The following is a 19,981-nucleotide window of genomic DNA, read 5'->3' on the forward strand; positions in this document are numbered from 1 at the left end:
GCTTGGGGGGGGGTTTTATTCGGGGGGGGCCCCCCCGCGTTGGGCGTGGGGGCCCCCCCCCCCCCCGGGGGGGGGGCGGGGGGGGGGGGGGGGCCCCCCCCGGGGGGCCCCCCCCCGCGAGAGGTTTCCGCAGGTTACCCCGAGCCGGGGTGCGCCCGGCGCGGGTGGCGCACCCGCCTCGCGGGACTACTGGGCGGCGCGGACGATCAGGTCGGCCACGGCGTCCGGTCGCGACACCGCCACGGAGTGCGAGGCGTACGGCAGCTCGGCCACCGCGCGGGCGCGCGCCCGCTCGGCCATGAACTTCTGCGCCGCCACCGGGATGTTCCGGTCCTGCCCGGTGACCAGGAACCACGAGGGGATCGTGTGCCAGGCGGGTGTGGCGGCGCCTTCGGCCAGCGCGGCGTCGCGCACCGGACGTTGTGTGGCCGCGGCCAGTGCCGCCTGCGAAGCCGGTACGTCCGCGGCGAACTGGGCGCGGTACTTGTCCTGCTGGATCACCAGATCGTGCGTACCGTCGCCGAGGTCGATGCTCTGCAGGGTCTCGCCCAGCGTGCTGCCGGGGAACTTGTTCGACAGCTCCAGCGCGCTCTCCCCCGCTTCCGGCGCGAACGCCGCGATGTAGACGAGCGCCCGCACGTTCGGATTGCCCGCGGCCGCCGCTGATTGGACCATGCCACCGTAGGAGTGCCCGGCGAGCACGATCGGCCCGTCGATCGAGGCCAGCACCTTCTTCAGGTAGGCGGCATCACCACTGAGCGAACGCAAGGGGTTCGCCACCGCGACGACGTGATATCCGCGCCGCTGCAGGCGCTGCACCACACCGTCCCAGCTGGCCGACTCGGCGAAGGCCCCGTGCACCAGCACGACCGTCGGCTTCGGCTTGCCGGGTTCGGCCTTGCCCGAGCCACCCGCCGCGGCACTCGCCGGCGCGATAGCGGCCAGCATCAGCACGGCCCCGAGCACACCGAACACCTTACGAACCCGCATCGTTCTCTCGCTTTCCTCGGCGGGGCACCGCGCCCCGATAAGCCTCGTGCACGATTAAGTCGTACACGAGGCAATCTAGCCGAAGGAAACATCGCGCACGATGTGATTCAGGTCACGCTGGTCAGGTGCGGTGTTATTCGCTTGTCGGCCGTCCCGCGCGTCGCCGACGATGGCGGTCATGGCGACGACCCGACGAGCCGACATGTTCACCGAGGACGGTCGGCCGTCCCCCGACGATCCGCGTGAACACCGGGCGAGGCTGGGTGACGAACGCACCACGCTGGCCGAGTCCCTGCGCTGTCAGCGACTCACGCTGGAAATGAAATGCGCGGGCCTCGACGCGGAAGCGATGGCGCGGCGCTCCATCGCACCGTCCACGATGTCGCTCCTGGGACTGGTACGGCATCTGGCCGAAGTCGAGCGCGCGACCTTCCGGGTGCTGATGGCGGGGCAGGACGCGCCCCGGCTGTTCTGTTCCGCCGCCGAACCGGACGGCGATTTCGACGGTGCCGTCCCCGATCCTCAGGTCGTCGCGCAGGCTTGGGACGCCTGGCGCGCCGAGGTGGACTTCGCCACGCGGTTCGTCGCGGACGCGCCCAGCCTCGACATCACCGGTGACGATGCGGCGAACCAGCACGGCAGCGGCGGCGGCCCGATGTCGTTGCGCGAGGTCCTGGTCGGCACGATCGAGGAATACGCCCGCCACCTCGGGCACGTCGATCTGTTGCGCGAACGGATCGACGGCCGCACCGGCCAGTGACCCTCGGCTCTCGAGCCGTACCGAGTCAGGCTGTCGCTGTCGCCCGTGTTGTCACGAACGACAGAACCGACGTGGCGACGGCTTCGGCCTGGTCCCGGATCTCCGGGATCGCCGTGGATTCCCAGAGCGTGCCGACCCGCGGCGCACCCAGTGTCCACAAAGGAGCATCGGGCCCGGTGCGGGCGAGCACGCGCCCGTCGGCCGCGGTGTCGATGCCCAGATCGTGCGGGCCGGGCATCGCGAGCCCGGCCGCGAACAGGCCCGGCACCAGCTTCCCGCCCGCGCGCAGATCCAGTTTCGGCCCGGTGCAGTTGACGACGAGGCCGACGCGCAGCACCTGGCCGTCGGACAGCGCGACGAGCAGCCCACCCGCGTCCTCCACAGCTCCGGTGACCTCTCCGGTGTGCAGCCGCAGGCGGCCGTCCCGCCGGATCCTCCGCAGCCGTTGGGCGACCGCGGGTGCCATCCGGTGCCGCAGGACGTTCCAGTACCGCGACTTTTCGGCGAGGAAACGCTCCTGCTCGGCGAAGGAGAACCCGCGCCAGAGCGCCGAGGCGACCGGGCGGAGGCAGTCCACCGCCGACCGCCAGCTCCGGCCTCCGGAAACCGCGCGCCACACCTCGTCGGGGCCCAAGCCGGCGACGTCCGGTACGACGACCGGAGTCCCCGGACGGGACGTGTGCGCGCGGGGCAGCAAACCCGTACGGGACACCGCATGGATTGTCCGATAAGGACGGTCGACCTGGACCGCGAGGTCGGCCATCGTCAGCCCGGTTCCGACGAACAGCACGTCCCCGTCCGAGGAGAGTTCCCCGTCGCGAGCCCACGGATCGGCGACGAACCGGGATGATTCCCGGAGCTGCCGCGGCGCCCAGCCACAGTCCGGCGCGCAGGGCCCGACGGCGAGCACGGCCGCCGAGGCGGCGAGCGTCGAACCGGACGCCAGTTCCAGCCGCACACCCGCCGCGGAACGCTCCAGCCGCACGACTCGCGCGCGCACGTAGTCCAAGTGCGCGCCACCGCGCCGGGCGGTGGAATCGAGCAGCGCGCCGAGATAGTCGCCGAAGTAGCGACGCGGCAGGAACTCACCGGGTCCCACCGGCCGCCGCAGTTGCGCGCTGCACCAGCGCACGAAACCGCCGGGATCGGCGGGATCCGCGCCGAGCTTGCCCGCGGGCGTGTTGAGCAGGTGTTTCAGATCATGCGTCCGGTAAGCCGTCCCGTGCCCGACCTCGGCGGCCGGATCGATGAGGATCGGCGCGATCCGGCGACGGGCCCGCGCGGCCGCCTCCAGCAGCCGGACGGCGGTCAGCACCCCGGCCGCGCCCGCACCGACGATCGCGACGGTCGATTCCGGCGTCCTCATCGCACCCTGGCCACCCACAGGTCTTCGGCGCGTGTCTTCAGCGCGCGAGCGACGGCGTCGAATCCGTCCTTGACCCACTGCCCGGTCTGCTCCAGCACCGCTTCCGCGTACTTGCCGCTGAACGTGTCCGTGGTGCGGTAGCTGCACCGGGCCGGCCCGAGCGGCTCGATCCACTGATCGCGGAAGGCGAAGATGCCGGGCAGTTCTTCACCGGTGTCGTACCGCAGATGACGCGGCGGGTCGACGACGCGGATGTACTCGCGGTTGACGAACGTACCCGCCGAGCCGTCCCTGTTGGGCAGGGAGAGATCGATCGGGTCACCGAGGCGCAGCGTGGTCTCCACCTTGACGGTGTAAGGATTCCATTCGGGATAACGCGGATAGTCGATCAGCACGTCCCAGACGAATTCCGCAGGCGCGCCGATCTCGACCGTGACGGACTCGACAACGTCGGTCATGACGGCATGTACTCCCCGCCATTGACGTCCAACGTCGCCCCGGTGACCTCGCTGGCATAGCGGGACAACAGGAACAGCACGGAACCCGCGCACGCCTCGTCCGGCGGAATGCGGCCGAGCGGGTTGCGCGCGGCGATCTCGTCGTAGACCTCCTGCTCGGAAATCCCGCGCTGCTCGCCGGTCATCTTCAGGTAGTAGCGGACGCCGGGGCCGTCGAGCCAGCCCATCACCGCCTGGTTGACCCGGATGCCGTGTTCGCCGAGTTCCACGGCGAGCGAGCGCGTCGCCGAGCTCATCGCCGCCTTGGCCACCGCGTACGCACCGTCGCCCAGCAGCGGTTTGCGGGTCGCCATCGTGCCGATGTTGACGATCGAGCCGCGGCCCGCCGCCTTCATGTGCGGCACCACCGCGCGGGTCACATTGAGCGCGCCGTAGAGAATGATGTCCATCGAGCGGCGGATCGCCTTCTCCGGGGTGTCGAGCAGCGCGCTGAAGCCGGGATGCCCGAACGCCGAGTTGACCAGCCCGGTGATCGGGCCGAACCGCTCGACGGCGGTGTCCACCAGCCGCGCCACCTCGTCGGGTTTGCGGACGTCGCAGGAAAGGCCGAAGGCTTCCCCGCCTGCCGCGGTGATCTTCTCCGCTTCCTTGTCCATGACGTCGGTGGAGCGCGCCGCCATGACGACCTTCGCGCCCTCGGCCGCGGCACGGGCGGCCAGCTTGACGCCCAGTCCGGGCCCGACCCCGGTGATGAGAACGACTTCACCGTCGAGCATCACAGGTACACCTCCAGGTAGGCCGCGAAATCGCGGTCGAGTTGGTCGGCCGAGAGCCCGAAATCCTCCGCCGTGTAGGAATGCGCGGCGTTCCTTTCCTTCTTGTCACGCTCCACATAGGACATGAACGCGGCGTCGTCGGCGTCGTCCGCGGCTAGCCCCAGCTCACCGAGCACCCGGCGGGCCTGCGCGACCGGCTCGGTCAGCATCGCGTCGAACCGGACGTCCACGAACCGGTCCGGCCGCCGGGCGCGCACCGCCGTGAACTCGCGCAACGCGGTGGCGAACCGGTCACTCCAGTACCGGCCGACCGCGACGGGATCGCTTTCCTCGCTGTACTGCGCCGACATCGTGCACACCATCGAGGCGTAGGACGGGACCGCGCGCGCCGGGGAGCGATGCGTCATCACGATCCGGCAGCCCTCGAAGGTGTCCAGCACGGTGTCCACCGCGGTGAGGTGATGCGGTGATTTCAGCACCCACTTCCGGCCCGCCCGTGCCGGATCCTGCCACTGCAGGACCTGCAGCCACTGGTACAGCTCCCGATACGCCTTGCTCTGGTCCGCGGCCCGCAGCCAGTCGCCGTAGCTGGGCACCCAGTAGAAGGAGTCGAAGCTCATCGAGGTGAACGAGCGGTCGACCAGGATCACGTCCTCTTCCGGCCCGTCCCAGGTGATGGTGTGGATATCGCCGAAGTTCGGGGAGAGATCGAGAAACGCCTGCATCCGCTCCCGCGCGCGGCGTTTGCGTTCGGCGGCGCCGGGCCCCTCGCCGGGGAACGGGAGCGGGTAGGACGTTTCCCAGGACAATGTGGACGTCAGCTTCGGCGAAGCGGCCAGCAATCGGTGCAGCAGCGTGGATCCGGTGCGGGGCAGGCCGCAGATCTCGGCCACCACCACCGGTTCGACGTCGAGGATCTCCGGATGCTCGCGTTGCACCGCACGCAGCCGGAGCCGATCCGCCAGCAGCGCGATCAACCTGCGCTGGGTCAGGTGGAAGCCGAGCTCCGACAACCTGGCCTCGTCGTTGAGGGCGTCGACCAGCACCCCGAGTGGTTCGAGAAACCAGTCGTCGCCGAATTCCGTCAACCCCGTCTTGTCCCGCGCTGTGCTCAGCAGATCGTCGACACGCAACGACGAGGTCATCGATTCTCCTTTACCACCAACGAATCCACGGGGACGACCCGGCAGCGCGGGAGCGGGTGGCGCTCGGCACCGAGCCAGCGCAGCAGCGCGGTACCGGTGGCGTGCCCGCAGGTGTCGATCCAGTTGCCGACGCCGGGATCGCGGCCGGCCACGACGATGGTCAGCCCGCCGTCGTCGTCCAGCGTGGCCGTGTGCTTGTTGACCGTGATCCGGCGGCGCTGGTCCAGTGACTCCATCCACCAGTTGTCCAGCTGGAAATTCCAATAAGGACAGTCCGGCACCTCGGTTTCGATCACCCATGCCTCGCCCGGCCGCAGCGTCCAGTAGCCGTGCAGGTAGAAGATCTCCGGGTCGCCGCCGGCTCGCTGGAAGAAGTCCTGGCCGAAGTCCGGCAGTTCGTTGGGCCGGGCCATGAACTTCTCGGTCCACCTGGCGAAGGTCTCCGCGGTCCCGTGCACCGAGAGCGCGGCCCGCCCGAACGCCTTGGCCAGGAACTCCGGGTCGAGCTCGGGCGGTTCGGCCGACCCGTCGATCCGCTCGATCCGCCACTGCCCCGGCGTCTCGGTGGCGCGGTCGAGGTAGGTCTGCCGCACCACGAGCCCGGTGGAATCGGCGGCGAGCGGCAGCCAGTTGCGGCCCTGTTTCGTCGCGCTGGCGATGATCTCGATGGTGCCGTCCGGCTCGGGGACCAGCTCGGCGCCGGTCAGCTCGCCGGTGGAGGCCATGGTGCCGTCCTTGGCGTACCGGTTGGCCTTGGAACCGATGCTGAAGTACGCGATCGTGCCGCGCCGCCCGGTGATCCGGTAACTGCGATCCCCGCGGATGTTCGCCGACAGGTAGACGTTGTCCGGATTGTCGGCGCCGATCTTCACCAGGTCGAGCTCGTGCAGCCGGGGGAAGTCCGGATCCGCGTTGTCGACGCAGGAGTAGAGCATTTCGCGCGTGAGCCTGCTCAGGTACCGGAAGCCTTCCGCCCGGTCCAGCGGCGTGTCCGGCGCGGTGTCCCGCAGCACGACCTGACCGGCGCGCTCCAGCGCGCGGCAGAACTCGGTCCAGGCCTCGGCAATCTCGGCCACGACACCTCCTAGAACACGTTCTAGTGGGACTCTACAGGATTACTGATCCGGCCAAAAGGAGGCGGATACGGGCCGCAGCCGAGTTGGTCACAGGTAACCGTTTCCGCCGTGACTGTGGTCGGATCAGTAATGAACAGCACAGTATGGACAACGTTCAATAGTCACCGAGCACGCGCATCTCACGCAGCTTGGCGAGCACCGCTTCGGCCGCCTGCTCGGCGCTCATGGTCGTGGTGTCGAGCCGCACTTCGGCGTCCCGGGGTGGCTCGTACGGCGAATCGATTCCGGTGAAGTTGGCCAGTTCACCACGGCGCGCCTTGGCGTAGAGGCCCTTCGGATCACGCCGCTCGGCCACCTCCAGCGGAGTGTCGACGTGCACTTCGCAGAATTCGCCGGATTCCACCAGGCTGCGCGCCAGCGCGCGCTCGGCCTGGAACGGCGAGATGAAGGAGACCAGCACGATCAGCCCGGCGTCCACCATCAGCGCGGACACCTCGGCGATCCGGCGGATGTTCTCCACCCGGTCCGCGTCGGTGAAGCCGAGATCGGAGTTCAGGCCGTGCCGGATGTTGTCCCCGTCCAGCAGGAAGGTGTGCGCGCCCTCGGCGTGCAGCGCCTTTTCCACCAGGTCGGCGATTGTCGACTTACCGGCACCGGACAGGCCGGTGAACCACACGACACACGGCCGGTGCCCGTTGCGCACTCCGCGCGCCCGCTTGTCGACGGTGAGGGCCTGCCACCGCAGGTTCGCCGTGCGGCGCGTCGCGAAGTCGATCATCCCGGCGCCGACCGTCCGGTTGCTCAGCGGGTCGAGCACGATGAACGAGCCGAGATCGCGGCAGGTCCGGTACGGCTCGAAGGCCACCGGCCGGTCGATGTGCAGGTTCGTCACGCAGATCTCGTTGAGGCGCACGGTTTTCGCCGGCAGGTGAGCCTGGGTGTCCACGTCGATCCGGTACTTCGGGTGCTCGGCGGTGAACCCGGTCGTGCGGGCACCGAACTTGGCCAGGTACCGCCTGCCGGGCAGCATCTCGTGCTCGTCCATCCAGACCAGATGTGCCTGGAACGCGTCGGCGGCCTCCGCGGGCGCCTCCAGCGCCGCCAGCACACTGCCCCGGCTGACGTCCACCTCGTCGGCCAGCACCACGGTGACCGAATGCCCGCTGACGGCCTGCTCCCGATCGCCGTCCATGGTCACGATCCGATCCACAGTGGACTCATGACCACCCGGCAGCACCCGGACGCGTTCGCCGCGGCGGAGCGTGCCCCGCACCACCCGTCCGGAGAAGCCGCGGAAGGTGTCGTCCGGCCGGTTCACCCACTGCACGAGCAGCCGCGCCGGGCCGGTGGACGCGCCGTCGTCCACCTCGACCGACTCCAGCCACTCCACCAGTGTCGGCCCTTCGTACCACGGCGTCCGTTCGCTGCGGGTGACCACATTGGACCCTTCGACGGCGGACACCGGAACGCAGACGACGTCCGCGATGCCCAGCGCGGCGGCGAAAGCGCGGTATTCCGCGCTGATCTCGTCGAACACGGCCTTCGAGTAGCCGACGAGATCGAGCTTGTTCACCGCGAGCACCACGTGCCGGATTCCCAGCAGCGCCACCACATGGGTGTGCCTGCGGGTCTGGGTGAGCAGGCCCTTGCGGGCGTCGAGCAGGATCACCGCGGCGTCCGCCGTGGACGCGCCGGTCACCATGTTGCGGGTGTACTGCTCGTGGCCGGGGGTGTCCGCGACGATGAACCGGCGTCGTCCGGTCGCGAAGAACCGGTGCGCCACGTCGATCGTGATGCCCTGCTCCCGTTCCGCGGCGAGCCCGTCGACGAGCAGCGCGAAGTCCAGGTCGGCGCCCCGGGTGCCGTGCCGCTTCGAATCGGCGGTCAGCGCGGCGAGCTGGTCGCTGTAGACGAGCTTGGACTCGTACAGCAGCCTGCCGATCAGCGTGCTCTTGCCGTCGTCGACACTGCCGCAGGTGATGAAGCGCAGCAGGTCGGCGTGTTCTACGTCCTCATCGTCCCGGATCTCGGTGGTCGCCTGGGTCATCAGAAGTAGCCTTCCTGCTTCTTCCGCTCCATCGAGCCGGAATGGTCGTGGTCGATCACCCTCCCCTGCCGCTCGGACGTGGTGGCCGTCCGCATTTCGGCGATGATCTCGTCGATCGTTTGGGCCCGGCTCTCCACGGCCCCGGTCAGCGGGTAACAGCCCAGCGTGCGGAACCGGACGCTGCGCGTCTCGGGCGCTTCCCCGTCCGCGAGCTGCATCCGGTCGTCGTCCACCATGATCAGCGTGCCGTCGCGCTCGACGACCGGCCGTGGGGCGGCGAAGTACAGCGGCACGATCGGGATCCGCTCGCGCCGGATGTAGCGCCACACGTCGAGTTCGGTCCAGTTGGACAGCGGGAACACCCGGATGCTTTCGCCGGGCCCGATCCGGGTGTTGTACAGCCGCCACAGTTCCGGCCGCTGGTTCTTCGGCTCCCACCGGTGCTGAGCGCTGCGGAAGGAGAACACCCGCTCCTTGGCGCGCGACGCCTCCTCGTCCCGCCGGGCGCCACCGAACGCGAAGTCGAACCGGTGCTTGTCCATGGCCTGCCGCAAGCCCTGCGTCTTCCACAGGTCGGTGTGCGTGGCCGAACCGTGGTCGAACGGGTTGATGCCCTGCGCGACACAGTCCGGGTTGCGATGCACGATCAGGTCGAGGCCGAGGCGTCGCGCGGTCTCGTCCCGGAAGGCGATCATCTCCCGGAACTTCCACGTCGTGTCCACATGCAACAGGGGGAACGGCAGCGGGCTCGGGTAGAAAGCCTTGCGCGCCAGGTGCAGCAGCACCGAGCTGTCCTTGCCGATCGAGTAGAGCAGCACCGGCCGCTCGCTCTCCGCGACCGCCTCGCGGAAGATGTCGATGCTGTCGGCCTCCAGCCGGTCGAGGTGATCCAATGTCATGCCGAAACCTCCGCCAATACCGCACCCGCCAGCTCCGGCCTGCACACCAGCAGATCGGGAACGCGCAGGTCCGCTTGGTTGTACGTCAGCGCGGTGCCGTCCAGCCGCGAGGTGTGCAGCCCGGCGGCCCTGGCCACCGCGATCGGCGCCGCGGAGTCCCACTCGTACTGGCCACCGCTGTGCAGATAGACGTCCACCTCGCCGCTGACCACCGCCATCGCCTTCGCGCCCGCGCTGCCCATCGGCACGAGTTCGGCGTCCAAAGCGGACACCAGCCGCTGGGCTGCCGCCGGTGGCCGCGTTCTGCTCACCACGACGCGCACCCGCCCGGCTCGTGCGGGCGGCGGCTCGATGGGCTGGTCGGTGGCGTAGGTGCGGCCGAGCGCGGGCAGGGCGACGGCCCCCGCGATCAGCTCCCCCGCCTGCCACAACGCGACGTGGACTGCCCAGTCCTCGCGACCCGGCTCGCCGAATTCCCTGGTGCCGTCCAGCGGATCGACGATCCACACCCGGTCGGCGGCGAGTCTGGCCGGATCGTCCGGCGCCTCCTCGGACAGCACCGCGTCCGCGGGCCGGTGCGCGCGAAGCTGTCGATCGATGACCTCCTGCGCCCGCCGGTCGCCCTCCGCGCGCAGAGCGTCCGGATCGTGGTTCGTCCGCCGGAGGTCCAGCAGGACCGCGCCTGCCGCGTCCGCGAGGCGGCGGGCCAATGCCGCGTCCATCTCGTCCATGAGGCCACCATAACCGCAAAATGAACAACGTCCAATACTCAAACTGAACATCGTCCAGCCTTGTACTAAGGTTGTTCTCATGGCGAAGACCGAGACGACCGACCCCCTGCCGACGGCTTGGGGGGACGCCGAGGGCAGGCGGCGCGACATCCTGGCCTCGGCCGAGCGGCTCATCGAGGAGTCCGGCTACACGGCGCTGACCATGCGCGCGATCGCCGCCGGGGCCGGCGTCAGCTCCGGCACCGTGTACCAGTACTTCGGCGGCAAGGACGACGTCTTCGTCGCACTGACGGCCCGCCGCCTCGAAGACATCCAAACCACTCTGTCCGAAGTGGACCGCTCGATCGGCATCGCCGGGGTGCTCCGCGAAATCCTGCCGCAGATCACCGAACTCTGGCGGCGGCTGGGCCGCTCCGCCCCACAGTGGGAAGCGAAGGTGCTCGCGGGCGGGCGGCGTTCCAAGGGCGTGGCGACGTCGGCGACGGTGTACCGGCACACCCTGAAAGCGCTCGTGAAGACGCTCCGAGAGAGTGCGGAGGCACACGGCCAGACCCTGCTCGACGACCCCGCTCTCGCGCACTGGGTGTGGGACGCACTCATCGGCGTCGCGGACGATCTGCTCCTCGGCGGATCGCGGCAGGACCGCATCCGGCCGGAGCGCCTGATCACCTTCGCCACCGAAGCCATCGAACGCAGCATCGTGGCATCGGATTAGCTTCCGCACATCACCCCCTTGACCGGTGACGCGACGCTGAGGCACGATCATCACCCGTCAAACCGGTGACGCGAGCACGAAGCGGGGGAACGCATGGCCGAGAGTCACACCGTCGAGGTCGTGGTCTTCGACGTCCTCGGAACGCTGGTCGACGAACCCGGCGGGCTGCGCGCGGCCCTCCGCGACGCGGTGCCCGCAGCCGACGACGCCTCCGTCGACGAGTCGCTCGCGACGTGGCAGGAGCACGTAGAGCAAGAGCAGCGCCGCATCGCGCAAGGGGACCGCACGTACGCGAACAGCGAGGTCATCGACAGAGAAGCCGCGGAGCGGGTGGCCGGACGCGCCGGGCTCACCGATCCGGCGGCCATCGCCCGGCTGGCCACCGCGGGTCAGCGCCTGCCGCCCTGGGACGACACCGTCGCCGGTCTCGAGCGGCTGACGCGGCGGTTCCCGGTGATCGGGTTGTCCAACGCCGGGCGCGCCGCCTTGCTGCGGCTCGCCGCCCACGCCGGGCTGCGCCGGGCTGCGCTGGCATCAGGCCCTGTCCGGCGAAACCGCCCTGGCCTACAAGCCGGCGCCGGAGGTCTACCAGCTCGCCCTCGACGCCGCCGGATGTCCCCCGGACCGCGTGCTCATGGTGGCCGCCCACGCGTGGGACCTTCGCGGCGCCAAGGCGAGCGGGATGCGGACCGCCTACGTCCAGCGGCCGATCGGGGACGCGCCGTCGAGTTCCGACGTCTTCGACTGGCGGTGCATCGGACTGGACGAACTGGCCACCACACTCACGGGCGGCTAGCCGCGTCCTGAGCGAACAAGCCGGTGAAGATCCCCTCCGGCAGGTCCGAGGCCTCGACGAGCAGGACGTCCAGGCACAGGTCGTCGGTGGCCGACCAGGTCAGGCCGACCCAATAGCCCCATCGTGCCCCGCGCTCGTGGATCTCCTCCGGGTCCGGCACCGTTCCCGCCCATGCGTGGTCCGGCCGCAGCCGCCCGTTGGGCACCCCGGTGACGCGCACGCGGGCCGGTTGCCCGGCCGCCAGCCGGGCACCGAGGTCGTCGAGGTCGTGCACGTCGGTTCCCCAGCGCAGCTCCGGTATGCCGGACAGCGAGACGGCCGGACGTGGTGGTGTGCCGAGGACGACGTCGTAGCGGTACCGCGTCAGCTCGTTGTGCGCCCGCCCGCGTTTCACCCGCAGGTCGACGCCGGCGCAGCCGGAGCGTTCGGCGAAGGCGGTGAAGAAGGCCGGATCCACCAGGAGTTCGTTCTCCGCCTCGATGGCCCGGTCCACCGCGGCGGCCAGCTCGGCACCGGTGGCGCCCGGTGTCCGCGACCGCTGCACCGCGGTGGCGAAGCACCGTTGCAGCCGCGGATTGCGGACGTCCCCGACGAACAGCGAGCCACCGGGGCCGAGCAGGCGCAGCGCTCCCGTCAGAACCCGTTCGAGGTAGTCCATGCCGGGGAAGTACTGCACGACGGAGTTGAGGATCACGACGTCGAAGTATCCTTCGGGGAGATCGGTGAAATCGTGCGCGGGCTGGGCGCGCAGTTCGACCCGTTCGGCGAGTTCCGGGCGAGTGGTGAGCCGCTCCCGCAACGTCGTGATCGCTACCGGCGAGAGGTCCGTGCCGACGTACTTCTCGCAGCGCGGCGCGACACGCGTCAAGATCGCGCCACTGCCGACGCCGATTTCCAGCACCTGGCGCGGCGCTGTCTCGAGGATTCGCTCGACGGCGGCCTCACGCCACTCACGCATCTCCGCCACGGGAATCGGCGAACCGTCGTAACTGCTGTCCCAGCCCGCGAAATCCTCTCCCACTGCGCTGTCCCAGCTCGCCGAATGGGAGACGTCGTACAGCTCGCGCCAGGTGGTGAGCCATTCACGCTCGCGCGCCGATTCGTCTCGGGAGATCCCGACGAGCTGAGCGTCCGCGCGGCGTTGTTCGGTGTCACGGTCTTCGATCTCCGCGTCCGGAACCGCGTCCGGGAGGGCGTCTTCGAGGAACCGCAGCCGCCGGTTGAACCAGGCGCGCACCGTCCAGCCGGTGAGCAACAGTCCACTGAGGATGATCACGGCGCCGAGGCCGCGTCCCGGCCCGGTGCCGAGGACCTGGCCGAGCGAATCCGCCAGCGCGCCGCCGGGCTGCAGCAGCGGCCGGAAGAAGTGATCGGCCAGCGGCCCGGTGACGAGGTAGCCCAGCGGCAGCGTCACCGTGACGACGGTGATGAAGATCGCGAGCACCCGGCCCTGCAGTTCCAGCCCCACCTTGGTCTGGACGAGCGCGATCCAGTGCCCGTTGATCAGCGATTCGGTGAACGCCATCCCGAACATGCCCGCCGCCAGCAGCCACGGTTCGCCGCTCGCCCCGATCACCACGAGACCGAGATTGTTCAGCCCCATGAACGCGATCATGCCGTTGGCCCGTCGGCGCGTCCCGCCCCAGATGCCCATCACGAGTGCGCCGAGCAACGCGCCGAGCCCGCCCGCCGAGAGCACCATGCCGACCGTGCCGACCCCGTGGTCGACAAGCACGAGCGGGACGATCAGCGCGAAACCGGCCGAGTAGAGGAAATGGTCGACGATGAAGAAGGCCAATGTGGACCGGAGTCCTGGCCGCCGGGCGATGTAGCGCCAGCCGTTGACGAGCTCGGCGCGCACCGGTTCCTCCCGCTTGCGGAAGAGCCGGTCCGGGAAGCGGACCATCACCAGACTGACGACGGCGACCAGGAACGTGCCGGCGTCGATGAGCAGGATTCCTTGCAGGGAAAGGACACTCAGCAGCCCGGCGGCGAACATCGGCGAGAACAGCTGGCCCGCGCCGACCCCGAGCTGGCTGATTCCGTTGGCCTGTCCCAGGAACGGCTTCGGAACGAGCTGGGCGACGGCGGCGAGATAGGCCGGCCGCTGGAACGCCGTGCACAACGACGTCACGGCGCACAGCAGATACACGTGGGGTAGCCGCAGCTGATCCCCCATGAGCAGGGCCGTCAGCACGACGACGGCGAGCCCGGCGACGAGGTCGGCGGCGAGCATCACCTTCCGCCGGTCGTACCGGTCGGCCACGACCCCGGCGAGCGGCCCGACGAGGATTCCGGGCAGCAGCGCCAGCGCGGACACGATCGCGAACTCGGTGATCCGCCCGGTCTGCTGGTAGACCCACAGGCTCATCACGAGCTGGCTCAGGCTCGTGCCCAAAGTGGACACGAACTGTCCCGCCGCGACGACGCCGAACTTGCGCAGGCTCGGCCGGGCCCGTTCCCCGGCGGTCGGCCGAACCGGGCGCTCGGCGCGTTCGCGCGGCGTGACCAGCAGCTCCGTCAGCTTGGCCGCCTGGTGCTTGAGGAAACCGTGTCCCGCCTTGGGAATGACTTCGAGGTCGACGTGCTCGGCGTAATGCTCCCATTCGTGGAACCGCTCGGTGTACAGCTCGGTGACCCGGTCCTTCGCGCCGACGACGCTCACCAGCGGCGCCCGCAACTTGACCGGCTCGCGCTCGGTCAGCGTCCTGGCGAAATACTCCTCGACCCCACGCTCGTCGTGCCGCACCGCACGCATGACGAACGCGCGTTCGTCCGGATCGGCGAAATCGGACAGACCGCCGCCGAGCGCCTTGATCTGCTCCAGGATCGCCCGGTCCGAGGTGAGCCGATCCACCGGGAGATGCCGGTAGATCCAGTCGAACACGCGGCCGGGCAAGCGGGCCACCGGGAAGAACGCGCCGATCGACACGGCCTTCAGCGGAAGTCCTTCCGCCTCGGCGCGCCGGGCGAGTTCGATCGTGACCGCCGCGCCGTGGCAGTGTCCGTAGAGATACAGCGGGCCGGGCAGCTCCCGTAGCTCGGCAAGGCATCCCTCGACGAGTTCGCCGAAGGGCAGTGCGGGCTCGTCCGGCCGTCCCCAGTCGCGGCCGGGGCTTTGCAGCGCGTACAGCGCCCAGCCGTCCGGCAGCGCCGCGGCCACGGGTTCGAACGTGATGGCCTGGCCACCCGCGAAGGGAACGCAGACGATCGTGCCGACGGGCGTTTCCCCCGTATTCGGCGTCAAGCGCTGGAGAAGCGCGTCCGGCTCCTCGACGTCGCTGGCCAGCCGGGCATCGAGGGATTCGCCGAGCCGTCGCACGGTGGGGTTCCGGTACAGCTCCAGCAACGCGACGCGGACGCCCTGGTCCCGCTCGATTCTCCGGGTGACGCGCAGCGCGGAGAAGGAATCGCCGCCCAGCGCGAAGAATCCGTCGTCCGCGCCGACGTGCTCGCGGTCGAGTACCTCGCCCCAGAGCCGCGCCAGCATGCGTTCGGTCGCTGTCGCGGGCTCCGCCGTCGCGACGTCGCCGGGTTCGCCCGGTGGTGCCGGGAGTGCCTTGCGGTCGAGCTTTCCGTTGGGGCTCAACGGTAATTCCGGAATGACCACCGTGTGCGCCGGAACCGCGTAGTGTGCCAGCCGCTCCTGCAATCCCCGGCGAAGACGCGCGGGCTCGGGTGGCGCGGCGGGATCCTCGGGCACGACGTAGCCGACGAGCCGGGGCAGCGCACGGCCGTCCTGGTGGATCGCCGCCGCGGCGACGCGGACCCCGGGCTGCGCGGCCAGCGCGGCCTCGACCTCGGCGAGTTCGATCCGGTGACCGTTGAGTTTCACCTGATCGTCGAGCCTGCCCAGGAATTCGAGGACGCCGTCCGGGCGCAGGCGGACGCTGTCGCCGGTGCGATACCGGCGCGCGCCCGGTTCGGCGGACAGCGGGTCGGCGGTGAACCTCGCCGCGGTGAGTTCGGGGCGTTCGTGGTAGCCCGTCGCGACGCCGGGACCACCGATCCACAGCTCGCCCGGAACCCGGAACGGCACCGGCTCACCGTGGGAATTCAGCACGTACAGCCGGTTTCCCGGGTACGGGCGGCCGATCGGCACCGGCACTTCGGGCGGCAACTCCCCCGTATCGCCGTCGAAGTAGGCGTTGTCGACGGTCGCCTCGGTGACGCCGTAGGAATTGACGACGCGGCCATGTGGCCCCACGAGCGCCTGCGCACGCCGGTATTCGTGGACATACCAGCGATCCGCCCCTCCGGCGAGCAGCCGCAGGAACGTCAGCCGCTCCGGCGTGTGCTCGGCATGATCCAGCAGGCCCCGGAGTACGGCCGGAACCAGCTCGGCCACCGCGATCCGGGCCTCGGCCAGCAACGCGTGCAAGGCCACCGGATCAAGCAATGTCTCATGTGGACATACGACGAGCTCGCCCCCAGTACACAACGCGCGCAGCAACTCCCCGGCGAAAACGTCGAAGGACGGGCTGGCCGCCTGGAGATGTGTCCACTCAGGACGGAGATCGTAGGCCTCGCGCCACATACTCACCGCGTGGCACAGGTTGGCGTGGGAGACGACCACGCCCTTCGGGAGGCCGGTGGTCCCGGAGGTGTAGAGCACGTACGCCGCGTCGGAAACCTCGGCGACATCTACCGGCTGCGCTTCTTCGGGTGGCTGGGCGTCGTAGGCGATGACGGGGACATCGAAAGCATCGGGGCGGTCGGTCAGCAGGACCCGGGCACCGCTGTCGGAAATCATGTGCCGCAGCCGCTCCGCCGGATAATCCGGGTCGAGCGGAACGTATGCGGCGGCGGTTTTCCAAGTGGCGAGCACCGCGGCGACCACCCGCGGCCCCTTGGCCAGGCCGAGCCCGACGCGATCGCCACGCCGCACTCCGGCCGCGCGCAGGACGGCCGCCAGCCGCCCGGCTTCGGCGTCCAGCTCGCGGTAGGTCCAGCGGACATCGCCGGCGCGGACCGCGGGCGCGTCCGGTGCGCTCCGCACGAAACGCGTGAACAATTCATACGCCGTCTGCCCGACTGCGGCCGTGGACGGGGTTTCGCCGTGCGCGAGGATCTCCCGGCGTCGCGCGGGCGAAAGTACCGGTAACGCGCTCACCGCCGTGTCCGGCGCCTCGACGGCGTGTGCCATGAGCACCAGGAGGTGATCGAGAAAACGCTGGGCCGTCTTGGCCGTGAAGAGTTCGGTGGCGTACTCGATCGTCAGAACCGGGCCCGCGACCGGGAAGTCCAGCATGACGGTGAGATCCAGTTTGGTCATTCCGCCGAACGTGTCACCGAGATGCTCGACCGTGACCCCGCCGTATGCCGCCGCCGCGACGGGGGTGTTCACCACGATGAGCATCACCTGGGTCAGCGGGCTGCGGTCGGGGCGGAACGGCACGTCCAGCCCGCGCAGCAGCTCGGGGAACGGAAGATCCTCGTGGGTCAGCGCGTCCACGACCGTCGCCGTCGCGCGCCGCAGGGCCGTCCCGAAATCCGGATCGCCGGACAGATCGGTGCGCAGCGGCACCACGTTGATGTACGCGCCGATGCCGTACTCGTGACGCAGATCACCGCGGTGCGCGACCGGCGAGAGCACGGTGACGTCGGTGTGGCCGGTCAACCGCAGGATCACGGTCTGCAAGGCCGCGAGCACGAAGGCGTTGACCGTGGTGCCGCCTTCGCGTGCGGCCTGCTCGATCCGGTCCAGCAGCGCCGGGTCGAGCCGGTGTTCGATCTTGGCGCCCGCGAAGGAACGTACGGCGGGGCGTGGTCGATCGGCGGGAAACTCCACCTCGGTGTCCACTCCGGACAGTCGCTCCGCCCAGTGCTCACGGAGCTTCGCGTGCGAGGACGTCGCAGCGGCCTCGCGGCGGAGGTGGTCGGCGAAGCGGCTCGGCGTGCCGGGCCGGCCGCCACCGAGAAGTACGGCGAGGTCTTCGGCCAGTACCGACGCCGACCAGCCGTCGAACACGAGGTGGTGCACGGCGACGACGAGTTCCCATTCGACGGGACCCAGGCGCAGCAAGGTGGCCGCGAGCAGGGGCGCGGTCTGCGGATCGAACACCGTGCGGCCGCGCGCCTCGGCGAGTTCCCGCCTGTGCCGCTCCCGTTCGCCGGCCGTCATCTCGGTCAGGTCGTACGTCTCGACAGGGACGTCTACCTCGGCGGCGATGGACAGCACGGGTTCGTCATCGACGACACGCACGGTGGCACGCAACGCTTCGTGCCGCTCGACGACCTGGCGGAGCGCCCGGCGGACGTCGTCTTCGGCCTCGGGACCGGTGATGCGGTAGCGCAGGCCGAGGGTATGCATCGCCGTGCCGGGATGGAGCTGGTCGGCCAGCCAGGTGTCCCGCTGGAACCCGGTCAGCGGCGGCTCGCCGTCCGTCCGCAAAGGACGGTCCTCGGCCGGGATTTCCTCGCGGGTGTCGATCAGCGCGGCCAGCTCGGCGATCGTCTGCTGGGCGTAGAGATCGGCGAGATCGACCCGGACCCCGAACTCCCGGGTGATCCGCGTGCTGATGCGCACCGCGGAGAGCGAATGCGCGCCGAGCGCGAAGATCGACTCCCCCGGCTCCACGATCGGCACCCCGAGCACGTCACCCACCAGCGCGCCCAAACGCCCCAATGTGGCGTTCGGTGCGTTGGACGCACCCAACGCCACATTGGGGCGCATGGGCGACGGTTGGGCGGCGAGGGCGGCGAGATCGACTTTTCCGTGTGCGGTAAGCGGAAAGCTCTCGACCGGGACGAACAGCGACGGCACGGCGTAGGCAGGAAGACGTCGCGACAACCCTTCACGGAGCGACGCCTGATCCAGCGTTTCCCCCGCCGCGATCAGATAGGCGACGAGCGCGGCGCGTTCCGGGTCGTAGCGCACGGCCGCGTCACGTACCTGCGGCTCGGCGACGAGCGCACGCTCCACTTCGGACGGTTCGACGCGGAAGCCGCGGACCTTCACCTGGCGGTCGATGCGCCCGAGGTACGTCAGCCGCCCATCGGGATCCTGCCGGACCCGGTCGCCCGTGTGGTACCAGCGGACGCCGTCGGCGCCGGTGCTGAACCGTTCGGCGGTCAGCTCGGGCAGGTTGAGGTATCCGACGGCCACGGTCGGCCCACCGATGCGCAACTCGCCGACCGGCGCGTCCTGCCCGTCCTCGCCCACGACGCGCACCAGCACACCGGCCAGCGGACGCCCGATGCTGGGCCCGTCGACGGCCACCGCGTCCGGCCCTGCCACGTCGTCCCAGGTGGCGATCACCGTGGTTTCGGTCGGCCCGTACACGTTGACGAGCCGCACGCGAGGATCGACGTCGAGACCACGCCAGGAGCGAAGCCGGTCCTCGCGCATTTCCTCGCCGCCAACGCTGACCACTCGGACCGACGGCGGGAGCGCGAGCCCGTCGCACGCCATGACGTCGACCAGTTCGTGCCAATACGCCGTCGGCACGTGGAGAATCGTGATCGCCGCGGTGTCGCACCGCTCGAAGAACCGCTCCGGCGAGGAGAGCATTTCGTCGTCGCGGACGACCACCGTCGCGCCCGCCCACAGCGGCGGGAAGATCTCCTCGATGCTGCCGTCGAACGTCACCGACGAGAACTGCAGGACCCGATCGCCCGGCCCCAGGCCGTATCCGCCGGCGATGGCCGCGCAGAAATGGTCCAGCGCGGCACGGGGAATCCCGACGCCCTTGGGCCTGCCGGTGGTGCCGGATGTGTGGATGACGTAGGCGAGATCCCCATCGCCTGCCACGACCGGCTCACCTTCGGAGCTTTCCCCGGCAGGATCCACGCACCGCAGACCCGCCGCGACGTAGGTCGCCTGCCATTCCTCCGCGGCGACGACCAGGCCGACGCCGGCGCCGTCCGCGATGGTGCCGAGCCGCGGATCCGCCGGGTCCAGCGGGACGAAGGCGGCGCCCGCCAGCAGGATGCCGAACATCGCCACGACGGTCTCCGCCCCACGCCTCGCGCAGAGCCCGACCGTCGCTCCGGCTTGAACGTCCAAAATGGACAGTCGGGCCGTCAGTGCGAGCGCACGGCGGTAGAGATCCTCGTAGGTCAGCGTCACCTCGCCGTCGACGACGGCGACGTTCCGGGGGCGGGTGAGCGCGTGTCGCTCGATCGCGGACAGCAGCCCTACGGCCTCGACGTCGGGGGCGGTGCGGCTCGGGGCAGAGGAAGTCACGGAAGTTCCTTGGCTTCGAAGGTTTCGCGGGCTG

12 protein-coding genes and 1 pseudogene are annotated in these 19,981 nt (G+C 70.0%); 3 read left to right on the plus strand and 10 right to left on the minus strand.

All coding sequences use genetic code 11. The annotated features are described in order from the left end of the window. Window positions 1–186: 186 nt before the first annotated feature. Window positions 187–990, minus strand: coding sequence for an alpha/beta fold hydrolase (locus ACFWX1_RS37360; RefSeq protein ID WP_378394546.1), 804 nt, complete (start codon window positions 988–990; stop codon window positions 187–189). A gap of 178 nt (window positions 991–1,168) precedes the next feature. Between ACFWX1_RS37360 and ACFWX1_RS37365 the strand changes: the two genes are divergently transcribed. Further along, complete coding sequence (locus ACFWX1_RS37365) at window positions 1,169–1,750, plus strand: DinB family protein (RefSeq protein WP_378394547.1); 582 nt, start codon at window positions 1,169–1,171, stop codon at window positions 1,748–1,750. A gap of 25 nt (window positions 1,751–1,775) precedes the next feature. Here ACFWX1_RS37365 and ACFWX1_RS37370 read toward each other — a convergent pair whose 3' ends face one another. From ACFWX1_RS37370 to ACFWX1_RS37405, 8 genes are all read right to left on the minus strand, one after another. Then, window positions 1,776–3,116, minus strand: a complete 1,341-nt coding sequence (locus tag ACFWX1_RS37370; RefSeq protein ID WP_378394548.1) for an FAD/NAD(P)-binding protein — start codon at window positions 3,114–3,116, stop codon at window positions 1,776–1,778. Next, complete coding sequence (locus tag ACFWX1_RS37375; RefSeq protein ID WP_378394549.1) at window positions 3,113–3,574, minus strand: SRPBCC family protein; 462 nt, start codon at window positions 3,572–3,574, stop codon at window positions 3,113–3,115. The genes ACFWX1_RS37370 and ACFWX1_RS37375 overlap by 4 nt, the downstream gene beginning before the upstream one ends. Further along, window positions 3,571–4,350, minus strand: a complete 780-nt coding sequence (locus ACFWX1_RS37380; RefSeq protein WP_378394550.1) for an SDR family oxidoreductase — start codon at window positions 4,348–4,350, stop codon at window positions 3,571–3,573. Before ACFWX1_RS37380 ends, ACFWX1_RS37375 begins: the two co-directional genes overlap by 4 nt. Beyond that, window positions 4,350–5,495 (minus strand): sulfotransferase family protein, encoded by a 1,146-nt coding sequence (locus tag ACFWX1_RS37385; RefSeq protein WP_378394551.1) that lies wholly within the window; start codon window positions 5,493–5,495, stop codon window positions 4,350–4,352. The genes ACFWX1_RS37380 and ACFWX1_RS37385 overlap by 1 nt, the downstream gene beginning before the upstream one ends. After that, on the minus strand, window positions 5,492–6,571 hold the full coding sequence (locus ACFWX1_RS37390; protein ID WP_378394552.1) for a DUF1214 domain-containing protein: 1,080 nt from the start codon (window positions 6,569–6,571) through the stop codon (window positions 5,492–5,494). Before ACFWX1_RS37390 ends, ACFWX1_RS37385 begins: the two co-directional genes overlap by 4 nt. A gap of 154 nt (window positions 6,572–6,725) precedes the next feature. After that, entirely contained in the window at window positions 6,726–8,618 is a 1,893-nt protein-coding gene (cysN, locus tag ACFWX1_RS37395; protein WP_378394553.1) for a sulfate adenylyltransferase subunit CysN, read from the minus strand. Further along, window positions 8,618–9,517, minus strand: a complete 900-nt coding sequence (cysD, locus tag ACFWX1_RS37400; RefSeq protein ID WP_378394555.1) for a sulfate adenylyltransferase subunit CysD — start codon at window positions 9,515–9,517, stop codon at window positions 8,618–8,620. The genes cysN and cysD overlap by 1 nt, the downstream gene beginning before the upstream one ends. Further along, window positions 9,514–10,248 (minus strand): 3'(2'),5'-bisphosphate nucleotidase CysQ, encoded by a 735-nt coding sequence (locus tag ACFWX1_RS37405; protein ID WP_378394556.1) that lies wholly within the window; start codon window positions 10,246–10,248, stop codon window positions 9,514–9,516. The genes cysD and ACFWX1_RS37405 overlap by 4 nt, the downstream gene beginning before the upstream one ends. Window positions 10,249–10,327: 79 nt before the next feature. On the opposite strand from ACFWX1_RS37405, the gene ACFWX1_RS37410 reads away from it, so the two are divergent. After that, entirely contained in the window at window positions 10,328–10,963 is a 636-nt protein-coding gene (locus ACFWX1_RS37410; protein ID WP_378394557.1) for a TetR/AcrR family transcriptional regulator, read from the plus strand. Between the two features lie 93 nt (window positions 10,964–11,056). Beyond that, window positions 11,057–11,759: pseudogene (locus ACFWX1_RS37415) on the plus strand (haloacid dehalogenase type II). Here ACFWX1_RS37415 and ACFWX1_RS37420 read toward each other — a convergent pair. After that, entirely contained in the window at window positions 11,746–19,947 is an 8,202-nt protein-coding gene (locus ACFWX1_RS37420; protein WP_378394558.1) for an amino acid adenylation domain-containing protein, read from the minus strand. The pseudogene ACFWX1_RS37415 and the gene ACFWX1_RS37420 overlap by 14 nt on opposite strands. Window positions 19,948–19,981: the final 34 nt, after the last annotated feature.

Origin of the sequence: Amycolatopsis sp. NPDC059021 (assembly GCF_042739895.1) — a bacterium.
Lineage (GTDB): Bacteria > Actinomycetota > Actinomycetes > Mycobacteriales > Pseudonocardiaceae > Amycolatopsis.